Annotated in this window: 13 protein-coding genes; 3 read left to right on the top strand and 10 right to left on the bottom strand. The window is 44.0% G+C overall.

All coding sequences use genetic code 11. The features are described from left to right. The 7 genes from HMPREF9074_RS00635 to HMPREF9074_RS00605 form a co-directional block, all read right to left on the bottom strand. Nucleotides 1–453 (bottom strand): c-type cytochrome (locus HMPREF9074_RS00635; RefSeq protein WP_052141352.1); only part of this gene is annotated, 453 nt, incomplete at its 3' end. Next, nucleotides 450–2,228, bottom strand: coding sequence for a quinol:electron acceptor oxidoreductase subunit ActD (locus tag HMPREF9074_RS00630; RefSeq protein WP_009389598.1), 1,779 nt, complete (start codon nt 2,226–2,228; stop codon nt 450–452). The genes HMPREF9074_RS00630 and HMPREF9074_RS00635, both read right to left, overlap by 4 nt. Beyond that, the gene (locus HMPREF9074_RS00625; protein ID WP_009389599.1) at nt 2,215–5,022 is read right to left on the bottom strand and encodes a 4Fe-4S dicluster domain-containing protein; all 2,808 of its coding nucleotides are present in this window, start codon (nt 5,020–5,022) and stop codon (nt 2,215–2,217) included. Before HMPREF9074_RS00625 ends, HMPREF9074_RS00630 begins: the two co-directional genes overlap by 14 nt. A gap of 145 nt (nt 5,023–5,167) precedes the next feature. Then, on the bottom strand, nt 5,168–5,656 hold the full coding sequence (locus HMPREF9074_RS00620) for a hypothetical protein (protein WP_009388326.1): 489 nt from the start codon (nt 5,654–5,656) through the stop codon (nt 5,168–5,170). 20 nt (nt 5,657–5,676) lie between these two features. Further along, a complete protein-coding gene (locus HMPREF9074_RS00615; RefSeq protein WP_009388327.1) occupies nt 5,677–6,186 on the bottom strand; it encodes a hypothetical protein in 510 nt (169 codons plus the stop codon). Between the two features lie 232 nt (nt 6,187–6,418). Next, nucleotides 6,419–6,991 carry a WG repeat-containing protein gene (locus HMPREF9074_RS00610; RefSeq protein ID WP_009391725.1) on the bottom strand — a complete coding sequence of 191 codons (573 nt, stop codon included), beginning with the start codon at nt 6,989–6,991 and terminating at the stop codon, nt 6,419–6,421. Nucleotides 6,992–7,054: 63 nt separating this feature from the next. Beyond that, nucleotides 7,055–7,963: a hypothetical protein gene (locus HMPREF9074_RS00605; RefSeq protein ID WP_009391724.1), complete on the bottom strand. Its 909-nt coding sequence runs from the start codon at nt 7,961–7,963 to the stop codon at nt 7,055–7,057. A gap of 436 nt (nt 7,964–8,399) precedes the next feature. On the opposite strand from HMPREF9074_RS00605, the gene HMPREF9074_RS00600 reads away from it, so the two are divergent. From HMPREF9074_RS00600 to HMPREF9074_RS00590, 3 genes are all read left to right on the top strand, one after another. After that, nucleotides 8,400–9,950, top strand: a complete 1,551-nt coding sequence (locus HMPREF9074_RS00600) for a glycine--tRNA ligase (protein ID WP_009391723.1) — start codon at nt 8,400–8,402, stop codon at nt 9,948–9,950. Further along, on the top strand, nt 9,947–10,549 hold the full coding sequence (locus tag HMPREF9074_RS00595) for a PAS domain-containing protein (RefSeq protein WP_009391722.1): 603 nt from the start codon (nt 9,947–9,949) through the stop codon (nt 10,547–10,549). The genes HMPREF9074_RS00600 and HMPREF9074_RS00595 overlap by 4 nt, the downstream gene beginning before the upstream one ends. An 89-nt stretch (nt 10,550–10,638) precedes the next feature. After that, nucleotides 10,639–11,673, top strand: a complete 1,035-nt coding sequence (locus HMPREF9074_RS00590; RefSeq protein ID WP_009391721.1) for a phosphatase PAP2 family protein — start codon at nt 10,639–10,641, stop codon at nt 11,671–11,673. Here HMPREF9074_RS00590 and HMPREF9074_RS00585 read toward each other — a convergent pair. From HMPREF9074_RS00585 to HMPREF9074_RS12585, 3 genes are all read right to left on the bottom strand, one after another. Next, complete coding sequence (locus HMPREF9074_RS00585; protein ID WP_009391720.1) at nt 11,663–12,721, bottom strand: leucine-rich repeat domain-containing protein; 1,059 nt, start codon at nt 12,719–12,721, stop codon at nt 11,663–11,665. The two genes, HMPREF9074_RS00590 and HMPREF9074_RS00585, sit on opposite strands and share 11 nt — an antisense overlap. Nucleotides 12,722–12,740: 19 nt before the next feature. After that, complete coding sequence (locus HMPREF9074_RS00580; RefSeq protein ID WP_009391719.1) at nt 12,741–13,625, bottom strand: PorP/SprF family type IX secretion system membrane protein; 885 nt, start codon at nt 13,623–13,625, stop codon at nt 12,741–12,743. 12 nt (nt 13,626–13,637) lie between these two features. Next, the coding region (locus HMPREF9074_RS12585; protein WP_034539309.1) for a T9SS C-terminal target domain-containing protein at nt 13,638–15,612 on the bottom strand (1,975 nt) is incomplete at its 5' end.

Below are 15,612 nucleotides of genomic sequence, written 5' to 3'. Positions count from 1 at the left end.
TGTAGCAAAGGCAGGCATAGCATTACGCCCATAGTAAAGCACGTGGTAAATACTCCCTTCGGTAAAATCGCGACCTGCAAACTGAGGCACGCCAAACACCTTACCACGCTGCACTAATACGCCTTTGCCATCACCTTGCTCACCGTGGCAAAGTGCGCAATACACATTATAGAGCGCTCGCCCTCGTGCGGCATCTACAGTTAGCGAGGCATCAGCGCGTAGGCTTGCCTTAGCCTGCTCGTAGCCCTCAAGGGTATTGGGGTACGAATAGGGCAGACTACCGCGCTTCACAGTGTGTTCTGGCGGAGTGAGTGGGGGCGTAGCATAGGTTTTATAGGCAGCACTTTCGTACATATCAGGGGCAAACTCACGATTAGGCTTTTGCTTATCCCTACACGCCAAAAGCAACAGCCCTAAAAATACAAGCCCTATATATTTGGTTATACACTTCATTTTTCGTTTTTATCTTCTTGTGGGGCTGACTCATACGCTATCACAAACGTATCATCAGTAGTCTCTGGCTTAGGATTCTCTGCCTTTTTAGTCGGGTACAGACGACTGCGGAATAGAAAACTCAACACCAATAGGTGAGCCGCAAAATAGACCGTCAGCTCAAAAATAACAGGCACAAAGGCGGGCAGTCCTTGCCATAAAGTAGCGTTAGGCTTACCGCCAAAGTTTTGCGGCCAGTCAGCTATCATAGTGTAATAGACCAGCCAAGCCCCAAAAAGGAAACCCAGCAGTCCGTATACAAAAGTGGCTTTGCCCAAGCGCGAGGGTTTATGCCCTAACGCTTCACTAAGCCCGTGTACTGCAAAAGGGGTATACACTTCTTTAATAGCGACGCCTTGCGCGCGTAGTGCCTTCACCTCAGCCACAAGCTCTTCGCCTGTGCGAGTCCCCTCTGGCTGCTTGCTGTCTAATATTACGTTTTGCTTAATCTCTGCTTGAGCAATCATCGGGAAAGTGCGAGCGTAGAGCAAAAAGAGCACTAAGAAAAAGCCTATCGTACCTACAAACACCCCAATATCTACATAGGTAGGCGAAAACATCGTCCAAGAGGAGGGTAAGTAATCGCGGTGCAAAGAGGTAACGATAATCACAAAACGCTCAAACCACATCCCCACACATATCACTATGCTAACAAAAACAGTAAAGGCAATACTATGCCTAAGTCGTTTCACCCATAATAGCTGAGGCAGTAACACATTGCAAATAAGCATTAGCACAAATGCCCACGCATAAGGCCCTGTTGCGCGATTCAAAAATACAAACTGTTCAGTCGCATTGTCTGACCTCCAAGCGGTATACATCTCGGTTAGGTAAGCCACCGCTACAAGGCTACCTGCTATAAGCATTACGGTATTCATTAGGGCTATATGCTGGCGGGTAATATACGCCTGCAAATGGCATACCTTGCGCAAGATAATCAGCAGCAAACTCACCATCGCAAAACCCGAAAAAATAGCTCCTGCTACAAAGTAAGGCGGAAAGATAGTAGCGTGCCAACCGGGTACTACCGAGGTAGCAAAGTCAAACGAAACGATGGTATGCACCGATAGCACCAAAGGCGTAGCAATGCCCGCTAAAAGCAGGGTGGTTTGCTCAAAACGCTGCCAGTCTTTAGCGCGCCCACTCCAGCCAAAGCTGAGCAAGCTGTATATTTTCTTCTGAAAAGGTTTGATAGCGCGGTCGCGTAGCATTGCAAAGTCAGGGAGCAAGCCTACCCACCAGAAAACTAACGACACCGAAAAGTAGGTAGCTATCGCAAACACGTCCCACAGCAGAGGTGAGTTGAAATTATCCCACAGCGAACCGTATTGGTTAGGAATAGGCAGCGTAAAATGTAATAGCCACGGTCTGCCCATATGCAGTATCGGGAAGATACCCGCTTGTATAACAGCAAAAATGGTCATCGCTTCGGCAGAGCGATTGATAGCTACGCGCCACTGCTGGCGGAAGAGTAGCAGTATAGCCGAGATAAAAGTCCCCGCGTGCCCGATGCCTATCCACCACACAAAGTTAGTGATGTCCCACGCCCAGCCTACTGTCTTGTTGAGCCCCCATACACCTATACCCTCTCTTACGGTTAGCCACATACACCAAAAACCCCAGAGGGCGGCGACTGAGGCAAGAGCAAAAGCGAGCCACCATTGCCCATTAGCGCGCCCCTCTATAGGGCGTGCTACCTCACTGCTGATAGTATGATAAGGGTTATGCTTCGTCATTAGTGTTATCAGTATTTCTTATTTTGGTTTGATATATTACATTGGGTTGCGTGCCGAGCTGCTCTAATAAGTGATACATACGGTCACTGGCAGTCAGGGGTACAATAGGGTCTTCAGGGTTATTAGCATCGCCAAAACGGATAGCCCCTGTAGTACACGCCGCTGCACAAGCCGTTGCTCTGCTAAAAGCATCTGCTGCCACAGGGTGCCCCTCGCGTTTGGCACGGAGTATTACCTCTTGAGTGCGCTGAATGCAGAGCGAGCACTTCTCCATCACCCCACGTGTGCGCACCGTCACATCGGGGTTGAGCAGCATCCGCCCTACTTCGCTGTTCATATTATAGTTGAAAGCAGGATTCTGACTGTAGTCAAACCAATTGAAGCGGCGCACCTTATACGGACAGTTATTAGCACAATAGCGCGTACCTACACAGCGGTTGTATGCCATTTGGTTCTGCCCTTGCGCTCCGTGCACAGTAGCTCCTACAGGACAAACCGTCTCGCAAGGGGCTTTTTCGCAATGCTGACACATCACAGGCTGAAAACCTACCTTATTTTCTTCAGAGTAATAACGGTCTATACGCAGCCAATGCATATCGCGCGAACGGCTTACCTCTTCTTTGCCTACTACTGGCACATTGTTCTCGGCGTGGCAGGCTATTACGCAGGCGGCACAACCTATACAGGCATTGAGGTCAATAGAGAGTTTAAAACGATGCCCTTCTTTTTTAACAGAGGGTGAAGATAAGGGCACTACCGGTGGCAATGCCTGATATTGCGCCAAGGTGAGCTCTTTCAGCACATTGTCGCGCCCCTCTAAGCTATTTTGCAACTGCATACAGGCAAACGTATGCTCACCTCCTACCTTTTCGATAGTAACATCTTGCGTTTGGTTACCTTTTTCGTATAGTCTGTATAGCACGAAAGCATTCACGCCCACCTGCATTTCGGGGGGTAGCCCTGCTTGACGTCCATAGCCTAAAGCCAGCCCTACACTACCCTGCGCCTGCCCTTCCATTAGGTATACAGGCACTACCACACTCACCCCGTCGGCAGTTACTTTGGCAGTATGACCGCATAGGGCTCCGTTGGCAGTATGCCAATTCTCGATACCGAGGCGTTTAGCATCAGCAGGGTGCATCGTCAGGTAGTTATCCCACGTAGCGCGACTGATAGGGTCGGGCAATTCTTGTAGCCAAGGGTTATTGGCTTGCTGTCCATCACCTAAAGCGGTTGAGGGGTAGAGCGTTAGCTGAAAATCTGTAGTAGCAGTAGCCGAAGCAAGCGCACGATAAGCAAGGTCTTGACAACTCATCTTAGTCAGTATTGGCGGAACAGGAGTGAATACCTCGTCTTCTCTTACAAAAGTACCGTTTTGTAGTGCTACTTCCCAAGGAGTATTGCCCAAAATATGCTCTTGCCAATAGGCTCTGATATAATCGTAATAAGTATGAGGGCGCCCCAGCCATTGCAAAAAGCAATCTTGCCACTGACGCGTATTGAAGAGCGGACGGATACAAGGCTGCATCAGTCCGTAATGTCCGTATTTAAACTGTACATCGCCCCAAGCCTCTAAGTAATGCGGTTGGGGGGCTATATAGGTAGTTTTTAGGGCTGTTTCGTCTGCCCTAAGCGCAAACGATACCGAAAAAGGCACTTTAGCCAGTCCCTCGGCAAAACCATCAGCTTTAGCCAAACTGTACAGCGGATTCAGATTATTAATGAAGAGTACCCCTACTTTGCCCTCTTGCATATCCGCTATAAGGTTGCGTAGCATAGCACTCTTTCCTTGACGAGTTAGGCGAGGCGTACGCAACACAAAGGCGGCACTCTGCAACTGCTCATTGAGTTCAAAAGCCAAGAGCGGTACGTGCATCAGGTCGATACCGGTAACGATAAGAGCCTCACTGCCTGCTTGTTGCACTTCTTTAGCAAGAGCGATGATACGCTCGATAAGGGCAGGCGGCAGCGTCTTGTCATTTAAAAGATAACCCTTGCAGAGGTTGTAAAACTGTGCAAAAGCCCGCTGCAATAGGGCAGGCGGCAAAGCGATGCGCTCATCGGCATTAGCGCCTGTTAGGCTGAGGTTACTCTCTAATTGTATATGGCGCGACATCCCCCCTGTTTTTGTAGGGATACGCCCTTGGGCATAGCTATCGGCATAGCCCCCTCCGTTCCAGTCGCCCAAAAAATCAGCAGCAAACGAAACGATGAGCTTAGCCTTGCTGAAATCGTAATCGGGCATAGCTCGCCGTCCGTACTGATGCTCAAAGGCAAAAAGAGTCGCATCTTCCGATATGGTGTCGTATTCTATAAGCTGAAAAGTAGGATATTCAGCTTTAAGTTCATCGATAAGCGCATAGGCTGACGGACTTGCTAAAGTCTGCGAAAGAAGCACTATCTGTTTCCCTTCTGCTTTGGCTTTAGCTAAAGCCGCGCGGGTATCGCGGTCTAATAGTTCCCATTTACCCACCTTTTCTTGGGGTATTTCTCTATTACTGTCATACAAGCTGAGCAGCGATGCCAATATGCGGGCATTTACCGCCTTACCGCAACGAGCATCAGGATTAGGCTCTATAAGGATAGGTCGTCCCTCGAGGGTTTTGACCAATACGCTAGCAAAGTCGAACCCATCGGCTATACAAGTGGCGTAATAATTAGCTTGGCTGGGCACAATCTCCTCAGGCTGCACAAGGTAAGGTATAGATTTATGCACGGGACCTTCGCAAGCCGCCAACGCCGCTGCTGCCGTGCTAAAACCTATATATTTAAGAAAGTCACGCCTTGAAGTCATTGTATATTATTAAAGTTTTGGCAAAGGTAAGAATAATTAACTAATTAGCCAATTTGCCAATTAGAAAATTTCACAAAAGCTAAAAGGCTATATTTTATAGCGGGTCACTATATTCCGATGCAAAAATACATCTTTTTTTATTCTTCTAACCCTCATAATCAATATGATATTCTTCATAATTGAAATCCACTAAGTCGATACCTTGTGGAGTCATCTTAAAAGCGGGGATACGTTCTATAGGCGACACGAAAATATCCTTCCCACTAAACTGCCAGAGAATTTTGCCCTGCTTGTTAAGGCGTGAAATCTCCACCTCGCTGTGGGTAATATAATCATCTTGATAGGGGGCTATCTCAAAGCAAGTAGCCATATCCACCTGCGTATGCCAAAGGAGTTCTAATGTAGGCAAGAGGACACAAAATACCTCATTGCCACAAGCTATGAGCAACCTATCGCCGTCTAACAGCACACTTTTCTCCCACAGACTGCTCACGCTACCTCCTCCCGTGAGGACTACGTTTTTTATCTCCTCTTCTGCCTCATAGAGATAAACTGCTACCTGTGGTGGGTGTACTTCCTTTTCTCTTATCTCTATTTGATAAGGATTTTTATAAAGCCAAAGGGTGTTTTTCATAATTTCGATTTTCTTTTATATCAAATAAATAGTATAAAACTCAAACTTACTGCTATATTAATTATAAAATTTAGTAGTGGGGCGTGTTCTAAAAGAGTTTTATCTAATAAGAATTCGGCTCCATCTTGCTGCTTAAAAGGTTCGGTAACTACAAACTCATAGAGCGTAAATAACAGCGATCCTAAACTCAGCACAAACAATACATTTTCATAGAGTTTATTTCTATACCTGAGCAAGAAAAGAATATTAAAAACTAAAAGGAAAAACGCAAAAAATAGAGGTACAGGATACCATTCTATAAGATCTAACTCCCAATAGGGAATTATTGGTCGCACACATCGGAATAAAAAGATTCCTACAGCTATATTATAGACCATTATACCCAATGCTAATAAGATTTCAAGTAGAGAAGGAATAGATTTATCCTCTACTTTTTTTGCCACGAAAGCAATTAAGAGAAATACTAACAAAGGAATTATAAGTTTCCCTGCCAGTTCCAATTCTGAAGATATAGAAGGATATAAGTTCATAATAACTTCTTTTTAAGGTTTTATAATTGCTCTTTAATAGTGTTAATAGTGTATAGTGTGTCTATCAACTCCTCTACTTTACAGCTCCCATATAACTTCTAATTTTACAAAATCAAGCATCTTAACATAAGTGGCAAAGGTAAGAATAATTAACTAATTAGCCAATTTGCCAATTAGAAAATTCCATAAAAAACTAAAAGACTATTTTTCATACTATTTTATTCTAACAAAATTACCAACCTTTTTTCTCAATCTTAAACTCACAATTATTAATAGTAACAATCGCACAGCGTAATTTAAAAGGTGTAGCACGATCATATATAGGAGGGATTATTTCCTTACCTTTTTTATTCAGGTAGCCATATTTATAATTCTTTTTGAAGAGAATAAGTCCTTCACTTAGTTTATCAATATAATCATACTGAAAAGGAACTACATTGTTCTTACTCTCATTAATCATACCATATTTGCCATTGCGCTTAACTGTTGCGAGTCCATCTACAAAAATCCCCACATCTTCATAATTTACATCAATAAGCAGTTTTCCTTCTTTGTCAAACAAACCATATCGACTATTCTTTCTCACCTTAAAAAATTTTCTATCAATACGTTTGATTTCATCATATTCGAGAGGGATAATTTCTTTACCTTTAAAATCTACCACCGCACACTTATTGTTTTTCTTAACGATAGCTACCCCTTCATTAAATGATTCTATATAATTATAGTTACTATACCAATTATTTTGTCCTTGAACCTCACAAACAAAACAATACAAAAATATCCATAAATAGTTCCATTTCATAATACAATTATTTTTAAAAATTAAGGTCGATTGAGTAAGGCAATACCTTGTTTTTCTATACTTTTACCACTCGCGGTATTCATCGGTGATATCTACATTATCTACTAATTCCAATCCCGTTTTGCGTATGAGTGTATTGAGCCACTCGCAAAGTTCCTCGCGCTCCATTGTTTCTATAAGTCCGTATTTATCATTGATATTATTGATTTTCTTTACTAATTTACCCATAGAGTTATAAACAGTAGTCGCATTTTTCTTTTGTATTGCTTCACAAAGCGTTTGCACATATTCCGTAAGGGCTGTTTCTACAGCGGTAATACTTTCTTCTGAAAACATATCATCACCCTGAGCCATACGCTTGCGCCACTGAGTGATAGGTGTTTCGGAAAGGAAGGCTTGTATTTCGGAAATGCGATTAGGGTCTATATTCTTGTTTTGTGATTTGAGGAGAGCTTTTAGGCGGATGCGTTCCTTTTCATATAGCTCTAATTTGAATAGCGTTAGCCAGCGCAATTGTTCCTTAGAGTCCAAAGCTAATAATAAGCGAAATTCATCAAAGAAAGGCTCGTAAAAAGAACCTCCATCATTAGCTATTCTTTTACCAGTGAGTTTCTTGCCTATCTTCTGTTCGATAGTCTTTTTATCATCACCAATGTTTAAACCAAAAGGCAATGCTATTTCAGGAATTTTGCCATTGGGGGTTGCTAGTGGATAAATGGTGATTTCGTGCAAAATGAGTTGGTCTTTTTCCTTGTTATAATTGCCAATAGGCTCTCCATAAGCGGGAGCATACCTCACATAACCCGTAAATAGGCAGCGAATGGTATTTTCTTCATTATTAACTCGTACCCAAAATAAGTTGCCATAAGCATCATATTCAGGATTAGGTTTTTGTGGCAAATGATATTGCGCAAGAAAATCTTTTATTTCCGGAGAATGGATAGGTCGCCCTAATAAATCTTGGATTTCCATAGTCGTTTAGTTTTTCAGATGCTACTGGTGTCCTTTGGCACCAAATATTTCTAAGTTTTTATCGGCAGCTTTATAGAGAAACTAACAATCTAAAAGCCTCTTTTACAAAATCAAGCATCTTAACATAAGTGGCAAAAATAAGAATAATTTACCAATTAGCAAATTTGCTAATTCTCTAATTTACGCTAATTCCCCAGAAAAATCTACTACAGCCATCTCCCCTTTACCTCAGATATAGGAAGGATATACTTACAGCGAAGGATAGGCGAAAGATTACCGAAGTATAAACAACTAATTATGGTTCAAAAACCAGAAAAACATCCTACCCCCACTAACACCTAAAATCTAAAACCTAACACCTAATTTTGCTAATTCCCAAATTATTTATACCTTTGTACTCTAAACTCATTTCACCCTGAAAAATTCACAAAAATATATGGCAAAAACAGAAGATTTATTTAAAAAAGTAATTGCACACGCCAAAGAATATGGCTTTATATTCCCTTCAAGCGAAATCTATGACGGTCTGAGCGCCGTGTACGACTACGGACAAAACGGAGTTGAACTCAAGAAAAACATTCGCGAATACTGGTGGAAAGCAATGGTACAAATGAACGAAAATATAGTGGGTATCGATGCCGCTATCTTTATGCACCCTACCACTTGGAAGGCTTCTGGACACGTAGATGCTTTCAACGACCCACTTATCGACAATAAAGACTCTAAAAAACGCTACCGTGCCGATGTGCTCGTCGAAGATTACGTAGCTAAATTAGACGATAAGATTGAAAAAGAAATTGCAAAAGCTCAAAAACGCTTCGGTGAGGCTTTCGACCGCGAGCAGTTCGTCTCTACCAACCCAAAAGTGCTTGAATACAAACAACGCGGGGAGGAAATACTACACCGCTTAGGCAAATCACTCGAAAATGAAGACCTTGCCGATGTAAAAGCCCTTATCGAAGAACTCGAAATAGCCGACCCCGAAACAGGTTCGCGCAACTGGACAGATGTTAAGCAGTTCAACCTAATGTTCGGCACTAAAATAGGCGCCTCTGCCGATGCTACTATGGACTTATACCTACGCCCCGAAACCGCTCAAGGTATTTTCGTAAACTTCCTCAACGTACAAAAGTCAGGACGTATGAAGATTCCTTTTGGTATCGCACAAACCGGAAAGGCTTTCCGCAACGAGATAGTAGCTCGTCAGTTCATTTTCCGTATGCGCGAGTTCGAGCAAATGGAAATGCAGTTCTTCATCAAACCAGGCACACAACAACAGTGGTATGAATATTGGAAAGAAACCCGCCTCAAATGGCACTTATCGCTTGGTATGGGCGAGGAAAACTACCGCTATCACCCACACGAAAAGTTAGCGCACTACGCCGATGCTGCTTGCGATATAGAGTTCCGTTTCCCATTCGGTTTCAAAGAGTTAGAGGGTATCCACTCTCGTACCAACTTCGACCTTGGCAACCACGAGAAATACTCAGGCAAGAAAATGCAATACTTCGACCCTGAAGACAATCAAAGTTTTACCCCTTACGTGCTCGAAACCTCTATCGGTTTAGACCGTATGTTCTTGGCGGTACTCTCTAATTCGCTACAAGAAGAGACCCTTGAAGGGGGCGACACCCGCACCGTATTGCGTTTGCCTTTTGTATTAGCACCTACCAAAGTAGCTGTATTGCCACTGCTGAAGAAAGACGGTCTGCCAGAAGTAGCCGAACAGATAGTAAACGAGCTAAAATACGATTTCAACGTAGCTTACGACGAAAAAGATGCGGTAGGAAGACGTTATCGCCGTCAAGATGCGGTAGGTACGCCTTTCTGCGTAACGGTCGACCATCAGACCTTAGAAGACAATACCGTTACCTTGCGCCACCGCGACACTATGGAGCAAGTGCGCATCGCAATACCTGAACTCCGCGCCGCTATCGCCAAAGAGGTTGATATGCGCAACTGGTTACACAAATTAGATAAAAAATGATAGAAAATCCAACGATAAAGCGTCCTATCCCTATTGATGAAGAGGTGAAATGGGACAAGCGCGCCACCCTGATGAGCCGTACTAACAAGCACGGACATATTATGGCGAGCAACGCTGCTTTTCAAGAAGTATCGGGCTATACTGAGGCTGAACTGTACGATCAGCCTCACAGCCTCATACGCCACCCCGATATGCCCAAGGTGGTATTTAAAATACTGTGGGAGAACCTAAAAGGGAAGAACAACTTTCACGCTATCATCAAGAACCTATCGAAGAGCGGCAGGTATTATTGGGTGATTACCAATTTTGAGATTATCAGAAATGAGAAAGACGAAATCACCCACTATGTATCGTACCGCAAGGCATTGCCCAAGCATCTGATTAACGAGCATATCGCACCTCTCTACGAGCGACTCCTCAAGATTGAGAAAGCCAATGGTATGGAGGTAAGCGAGCGCTACTTCAACGGTTTTTTAGAAGACCGCAAGACCACTTACGATGCTTTCATCAGAACGCTAATGAAAGAAAATGCCGAAGAAATACGTTCATTTTACAACAACGAAGACACCGATAGTTTTCTGAATGATTTAATTCGATAGAATGTGTTATAACTTTTAAATCTTTTAAAACTAACAAATTATAAATCGTCAGTCACGACTGGCGATTTAATTTTGCAAAAAAACTACAAATGAAATACCTTTTACTCTTTCTGCTCCTCTGTACCCTCTCTGCTGTTACAGCACAAGAAAAAGACTCTATTCCACAATCACTATCAGATAGTATTACAAATGCGTTACAAGGCAGACACCCCTCTGAAGTAGATTTATTGAGCAGGCAATACAAAATTGATGATAACCTAACCTATATATACCAAAAGCCGCGTTTTGTTGACCTTTTTAACAAGATACCACGCAATATAGGTAAATCGGCAGTGGAGATGGTCTCTAAGCCTAATTATCCTTACGGATTGGCAGCTATTGGGGCTACTATAGCTATCATTCCTGCTGACCCTTGGCTTATAAGAGAAAGTAGAAGTTTTGGCGAAAGTTTAGGACTAAATGAAGCCCATACTTATAAAAAGTTGGGCTTTCTGAAGATTGTACCTGCTGATGTCAATTCGGCTTTGTATTTCATCGGCAATGGTACTACTTTTATCATTATCAGTGGGGGAATGGCTACCTACGGACTCATCACAGGCGATTATCGCGCTAAGAGTACCGCTATGCAAGTATTGGAGAGTATTGTAGTATCAGGAGCATTTGTACAACCTTTTAAACGACTCACAGGGCGTGAGAGTCCGTTTATAACAGTAAATGAGGGTCGTTGGCACAGCTATTGGACGTTTGCCCCCAGCTTTAAAGCCTATCAGCAAGACACTCCTCACTACGATGCGATGTTCTCGGGACATCTTACTACTGCTATGTCGGCTATTACCGTTATTGCCGAAAACTATCCTGACTATAAATGGATAAAGCCCGTAGGCTATAGTGCCTTAGGGCTTATGTGTTTTGAGATGATGCAAAGCAAAGTACATTGGGCTTCGGATTACCCTGTAGCCCTTTTTGTAGGCTATATTACCGGTAAGACGATTGCTAACAGACGTATTACTAAGCGTTATACCGAAGAGGGCAATGCCTTAGTAAAACCAAAATACCAATGGCAATTTAGCAGTTCGTATACCTTAGAAGGCTATCAATTAGTAGGTGCAAGACTTAGTTTTTAATAACTGTTACTTTTAGCTGCGCATCCTGATCGCTTATAACATCAGTGATAGTACAGGTGAAAGTGCCTTCTTTGAGTCCTTTTACGGCTATGCGGGTAACGTTATTAGCATCTTGGTCGGGCGTACCTACTATGGCTATCGCCTCGCTATCTTTAGTCTGCCGTATTTGGTAGCGCTTGCTACCGTATATCGAAAAGACTTGTATTTCATCTACCTTTACGGTTACCTCTGTCTTCTCTAATCGGAGAGGGGTAAAAGCTATTTTCCTATTAATATAACGCCTATAAGGAGCCCAATCAGCTTTCTCTACCCGATAGGCATTGGTGGCCTCGCGAGGTACTATAATATCAACAAGAGTTTCAAAAGGGAAAGGTGCGCCCTTGCGTTGCAGTGCAGCCTCTCCTTTAGGAAAAGAAAGGCGGGGCGGCTCGGTACCATTAAGAGTAACCGTCTGAAGCCCTGTCTGCATAAAAGCCCCTGTACTAATATGCGAAATAGTTTTAGGCAGGGTGATACTCTTTAGTTGGGGATTGCCTGCAAAAGCCTGCTCTTTGATTTCAAAAAGTTCCTTAGGCAACTTTACTTCTGTAAGTCCTGCATCGGCAAAAGCAAACTTCTCTATCTCTTTGACCGAATCGGGGATATCTATACGGGTAAGGCGCTTACAACCCTCAAAAGTGCTTAGAGCAATTGTTCTAAAATTAGCATTTTTAGACAAGGTAACTGTAGTAAGCGAAGTACAGCCCTCGAAAGCCTTTTCGTCTATCTTCTCTACTGTATTAGGCAAGGTAATGCTCACTATAGGCGTACCTTTAAATGCCTCTTTACCTACAATCGTAATTCGTTTGAGGACAGGGTGCATACTGAGGTCGAGGGTGGTGGTAGTTGTATCGAGCCACTTTAGTAGGGTTTCTTTATCATCGCTGAGCTTATAGGCAGTTGCTACAATAGGTTTCTCTTCCTTTTTCTTAGGCTCTTCTGGGTCGCTCTGCTTGGTGCAATGCCACCCCAAGAACGCTAACACTGCTACGAATAATAAACGTTTCATCACTTCTTCTTTTAAGGAATTACCAATATACTTTTAGCATAAACTCGTGAAAGTTGCGGACACTTGCCCCTACATTATTATCGACATTGGTTTCGAAGCCATAGCCTACAGATAGGTGATATTTAGGCACTTTGAAAAGCGCACAGATATTCACCGCACTATCAGAGCGGTAGCCTAAAGCAGCCTCTACATAATCGCTGTAGAGCACAGCGGCTGAGGCGTTAAGCTGATAGTCGCCCTTTTGATTGATATACGCTTGCGCTCGTGGACTTAGCGTAAAGTCGGCAGTGAGGGGATAGAAATAGCCTGCCTGCGCATAAAAGCTGATACGCTCGGCTACTGAAGTTACTACTTCATTCTCTACTTTAGTCTTATCTGACGCCAATAAGTTGGGAGCCGATAGCCCCACGTAGAAGCGCGGTTGCTGATAATAAGCTCCTACCCCTACATTGGGTTGAAATCTACCCGATACGCCTTGCAAATAAGGGTCGTACTGGTCGTTATAGGTTTTAAAGCGACTACTATCTATATTGAAGAGATTGCCTCCTGCTTTGATACCCAAATAGAGGTTGTCAGTTTCAGTAAAAGGGAGTGCATAAGCAAAATCGGCAAATAAAGCGGTCTGGTGCTGCACAAACACCTTTTCCCTCACTACCGATGCCCCTATGGATACATGATTGCTCAGGCGGTGGGTAGTGTTGAGCGTTTGCTGCTGAGGACTATCGGAAGAAGCGCTTTTCGCCCACTGGTAGCGCAGGTGTGCGCCTATAGTATGGTTGGCTTCAGCCCCTATAGCCGCAGGGTTCACTACATTCTGAAACTGATTATAGAATATATAGTTTGCTTCTTGAGCACTGCCGATAGCAGCACTCAAGAGCAAAGCTGATAGTATTAGTTTTTTCATCAAAAAAGTATATTAATAGTTAATGAATAACCACCCCTCTTGGGTGCGTTTGTTCTTAATCGTAAACTTATAGAAGTAGTAGCCTTGCGGCAACTTCTGACCGTCTAAGCCTAAGCCTTTCCATTGATTATGATAGCCACGCGCTTCGTATACTAATTGTCCTTCGCGAGTGAATATCTGCAATACATTGTTAGGGTAGAACGATATGCGGTGTATCACAAAGGTATCGTTTACACCATCGCCATTAGGGGTGAAAGCATTAGGGATTAAGACCGTTTGATGCTCATCGTCTTTATCGTTAGGCACCCCATCGCCATCAGCATCGTTATCGCAGGCATCGCCTATGCCATCGCGGTCGGTATCGGCTTGGTCGGGGTTGTAGGTTTCAGGGCAATTATCCTTATCATTAGGCACCCCGTCGCCATCTACATCGTCATCGCAGGCATCGCCTATACCGTCTTTATCGAGGTCTTTTTGCGATGGATTCTTCACAAACGGACAGTTATCTTTCTCGTTAGGAATACCGTCATTGTCTATATCAGGGTCGCAAGCATCGCCTATACCATCGTGGTCGGTATCTGCTTGGTCGGGATTAGAGTAATCGGGACAGTTATCGCGGTCGTTAGGGATACCGTCGCCATCGCGGTCGTCATCGCAAATATCGCCTATACCGTCCTTGTCGAGGTCTTTCTGGTCGGGGTTGGCCATATCGGGGCAGTTATCCTTTTCATCGAGTATCTTATCGAGGTCGCGGTCGCCACTACAGATATCTCCTATACCATCGCCGTCAGAGTCTTTTTGGTCGGGGTTAGCGTGGTACGGACAGTTGTCTGAGGCATTTGGTATGCCATCGCCATCAGCATCGTCATCGCAGGCATCGCCTTTGCCGTCTTTATCGGTATCTTTCTGATTTGTATTAGGTATGCGCGCACAGTTATCGGTAGCATTATTTACACCATCGCCGTCTATATCCTCATCGCACACATCGCCTATACCGTCTCCGTCAAGGTCGGCTTGGTCGGGGTTAGGGGTTTCTATACAGTTATCAAGACTATCGACTATGCCATCGCCATCAATATCGCCATCAGTCTTTACTATTATCTTGCCGAGATTGACCGCCAAATAGATATTATCGACAGGGCGAATCATAAAGCGCCCATTGGAGGTAGTAAGGTCGGCAGTAGCGGTAAAAGTATAGCTACCATTATTAGGAATATTAGACGCAAGAGTATGCGTGAAAGTCTGTCCGTCGAGAGCAAAAAGAATGTTTACTCGCTGGGTATTCACTTCCTGTTTATCGGTATCGGCTACATTCCAAGTGATAGTACAGGTTTTGCCTACAAACCAATACGTCTTTCTGGCTTGTGAAGTGACCTCGAAAGGGCCTGCATTATTCGTTACATTTATCTTGACCCCTGCATACACGGTATTACCGGTGCTTACATCCGTCTCGCGGTCGTCTCGCCTACCGAGGCTCTTATCCATTACTACAAATGCCCATTTGAGGGTGCGCTTCACACTACTAACCGTTTCCCAAGTGGAAGTAGGGCCAGGATTGCGCTCGCTTAATTTCCCTTCTAATATCTGAGAAAGACGAGGAATGTAGCGCTCATTAGAGCGGCTAGGCTTTAGCGAACGAGCTATAGGTCCTTCCGTTAGGTTATCGGCAAAGTTATCGGAAGTAACTGTGATGCGGCCAGGTTGGGGACTATTATGTTGCTCCCACATATAATAGAGCGTATCGCCATCGGGGTCGGTAGCAGTACCTACTAAATGATAGGCAGTACTGCGCGGAATAGTGTAATCGTTGAGCTCGCCTATTACGGGCACTGAATTGGCAATAGGAGCTTTGACCGGACAAGTAGCCGCAGTGATGTGCTTCATCATCTGCTCTACGCTTACGTGATTGAAATAAGGGTCTGAACGCCTTTGCACGTTATTAGCCCCCGATATACCCGCATAGCCCATAATGGTAGAGCCACTACCG

The organism is Capnocytophaga sp. oral taxon 329 str. F0087 (assembly GCF_000213295.2).
Taxonomy (GTDB): Bacteria; Bacteroidota; Bacteroidia; order Flavobacteriales; family Flavobacteriaceae; genus Capnocytophaga; species Capnocytophaga leadbetteri_A.
Note: the sequence above shows the minus strand (reverse complement) of the source record. Positions and strands in the feature narration are given on the sequence as shown.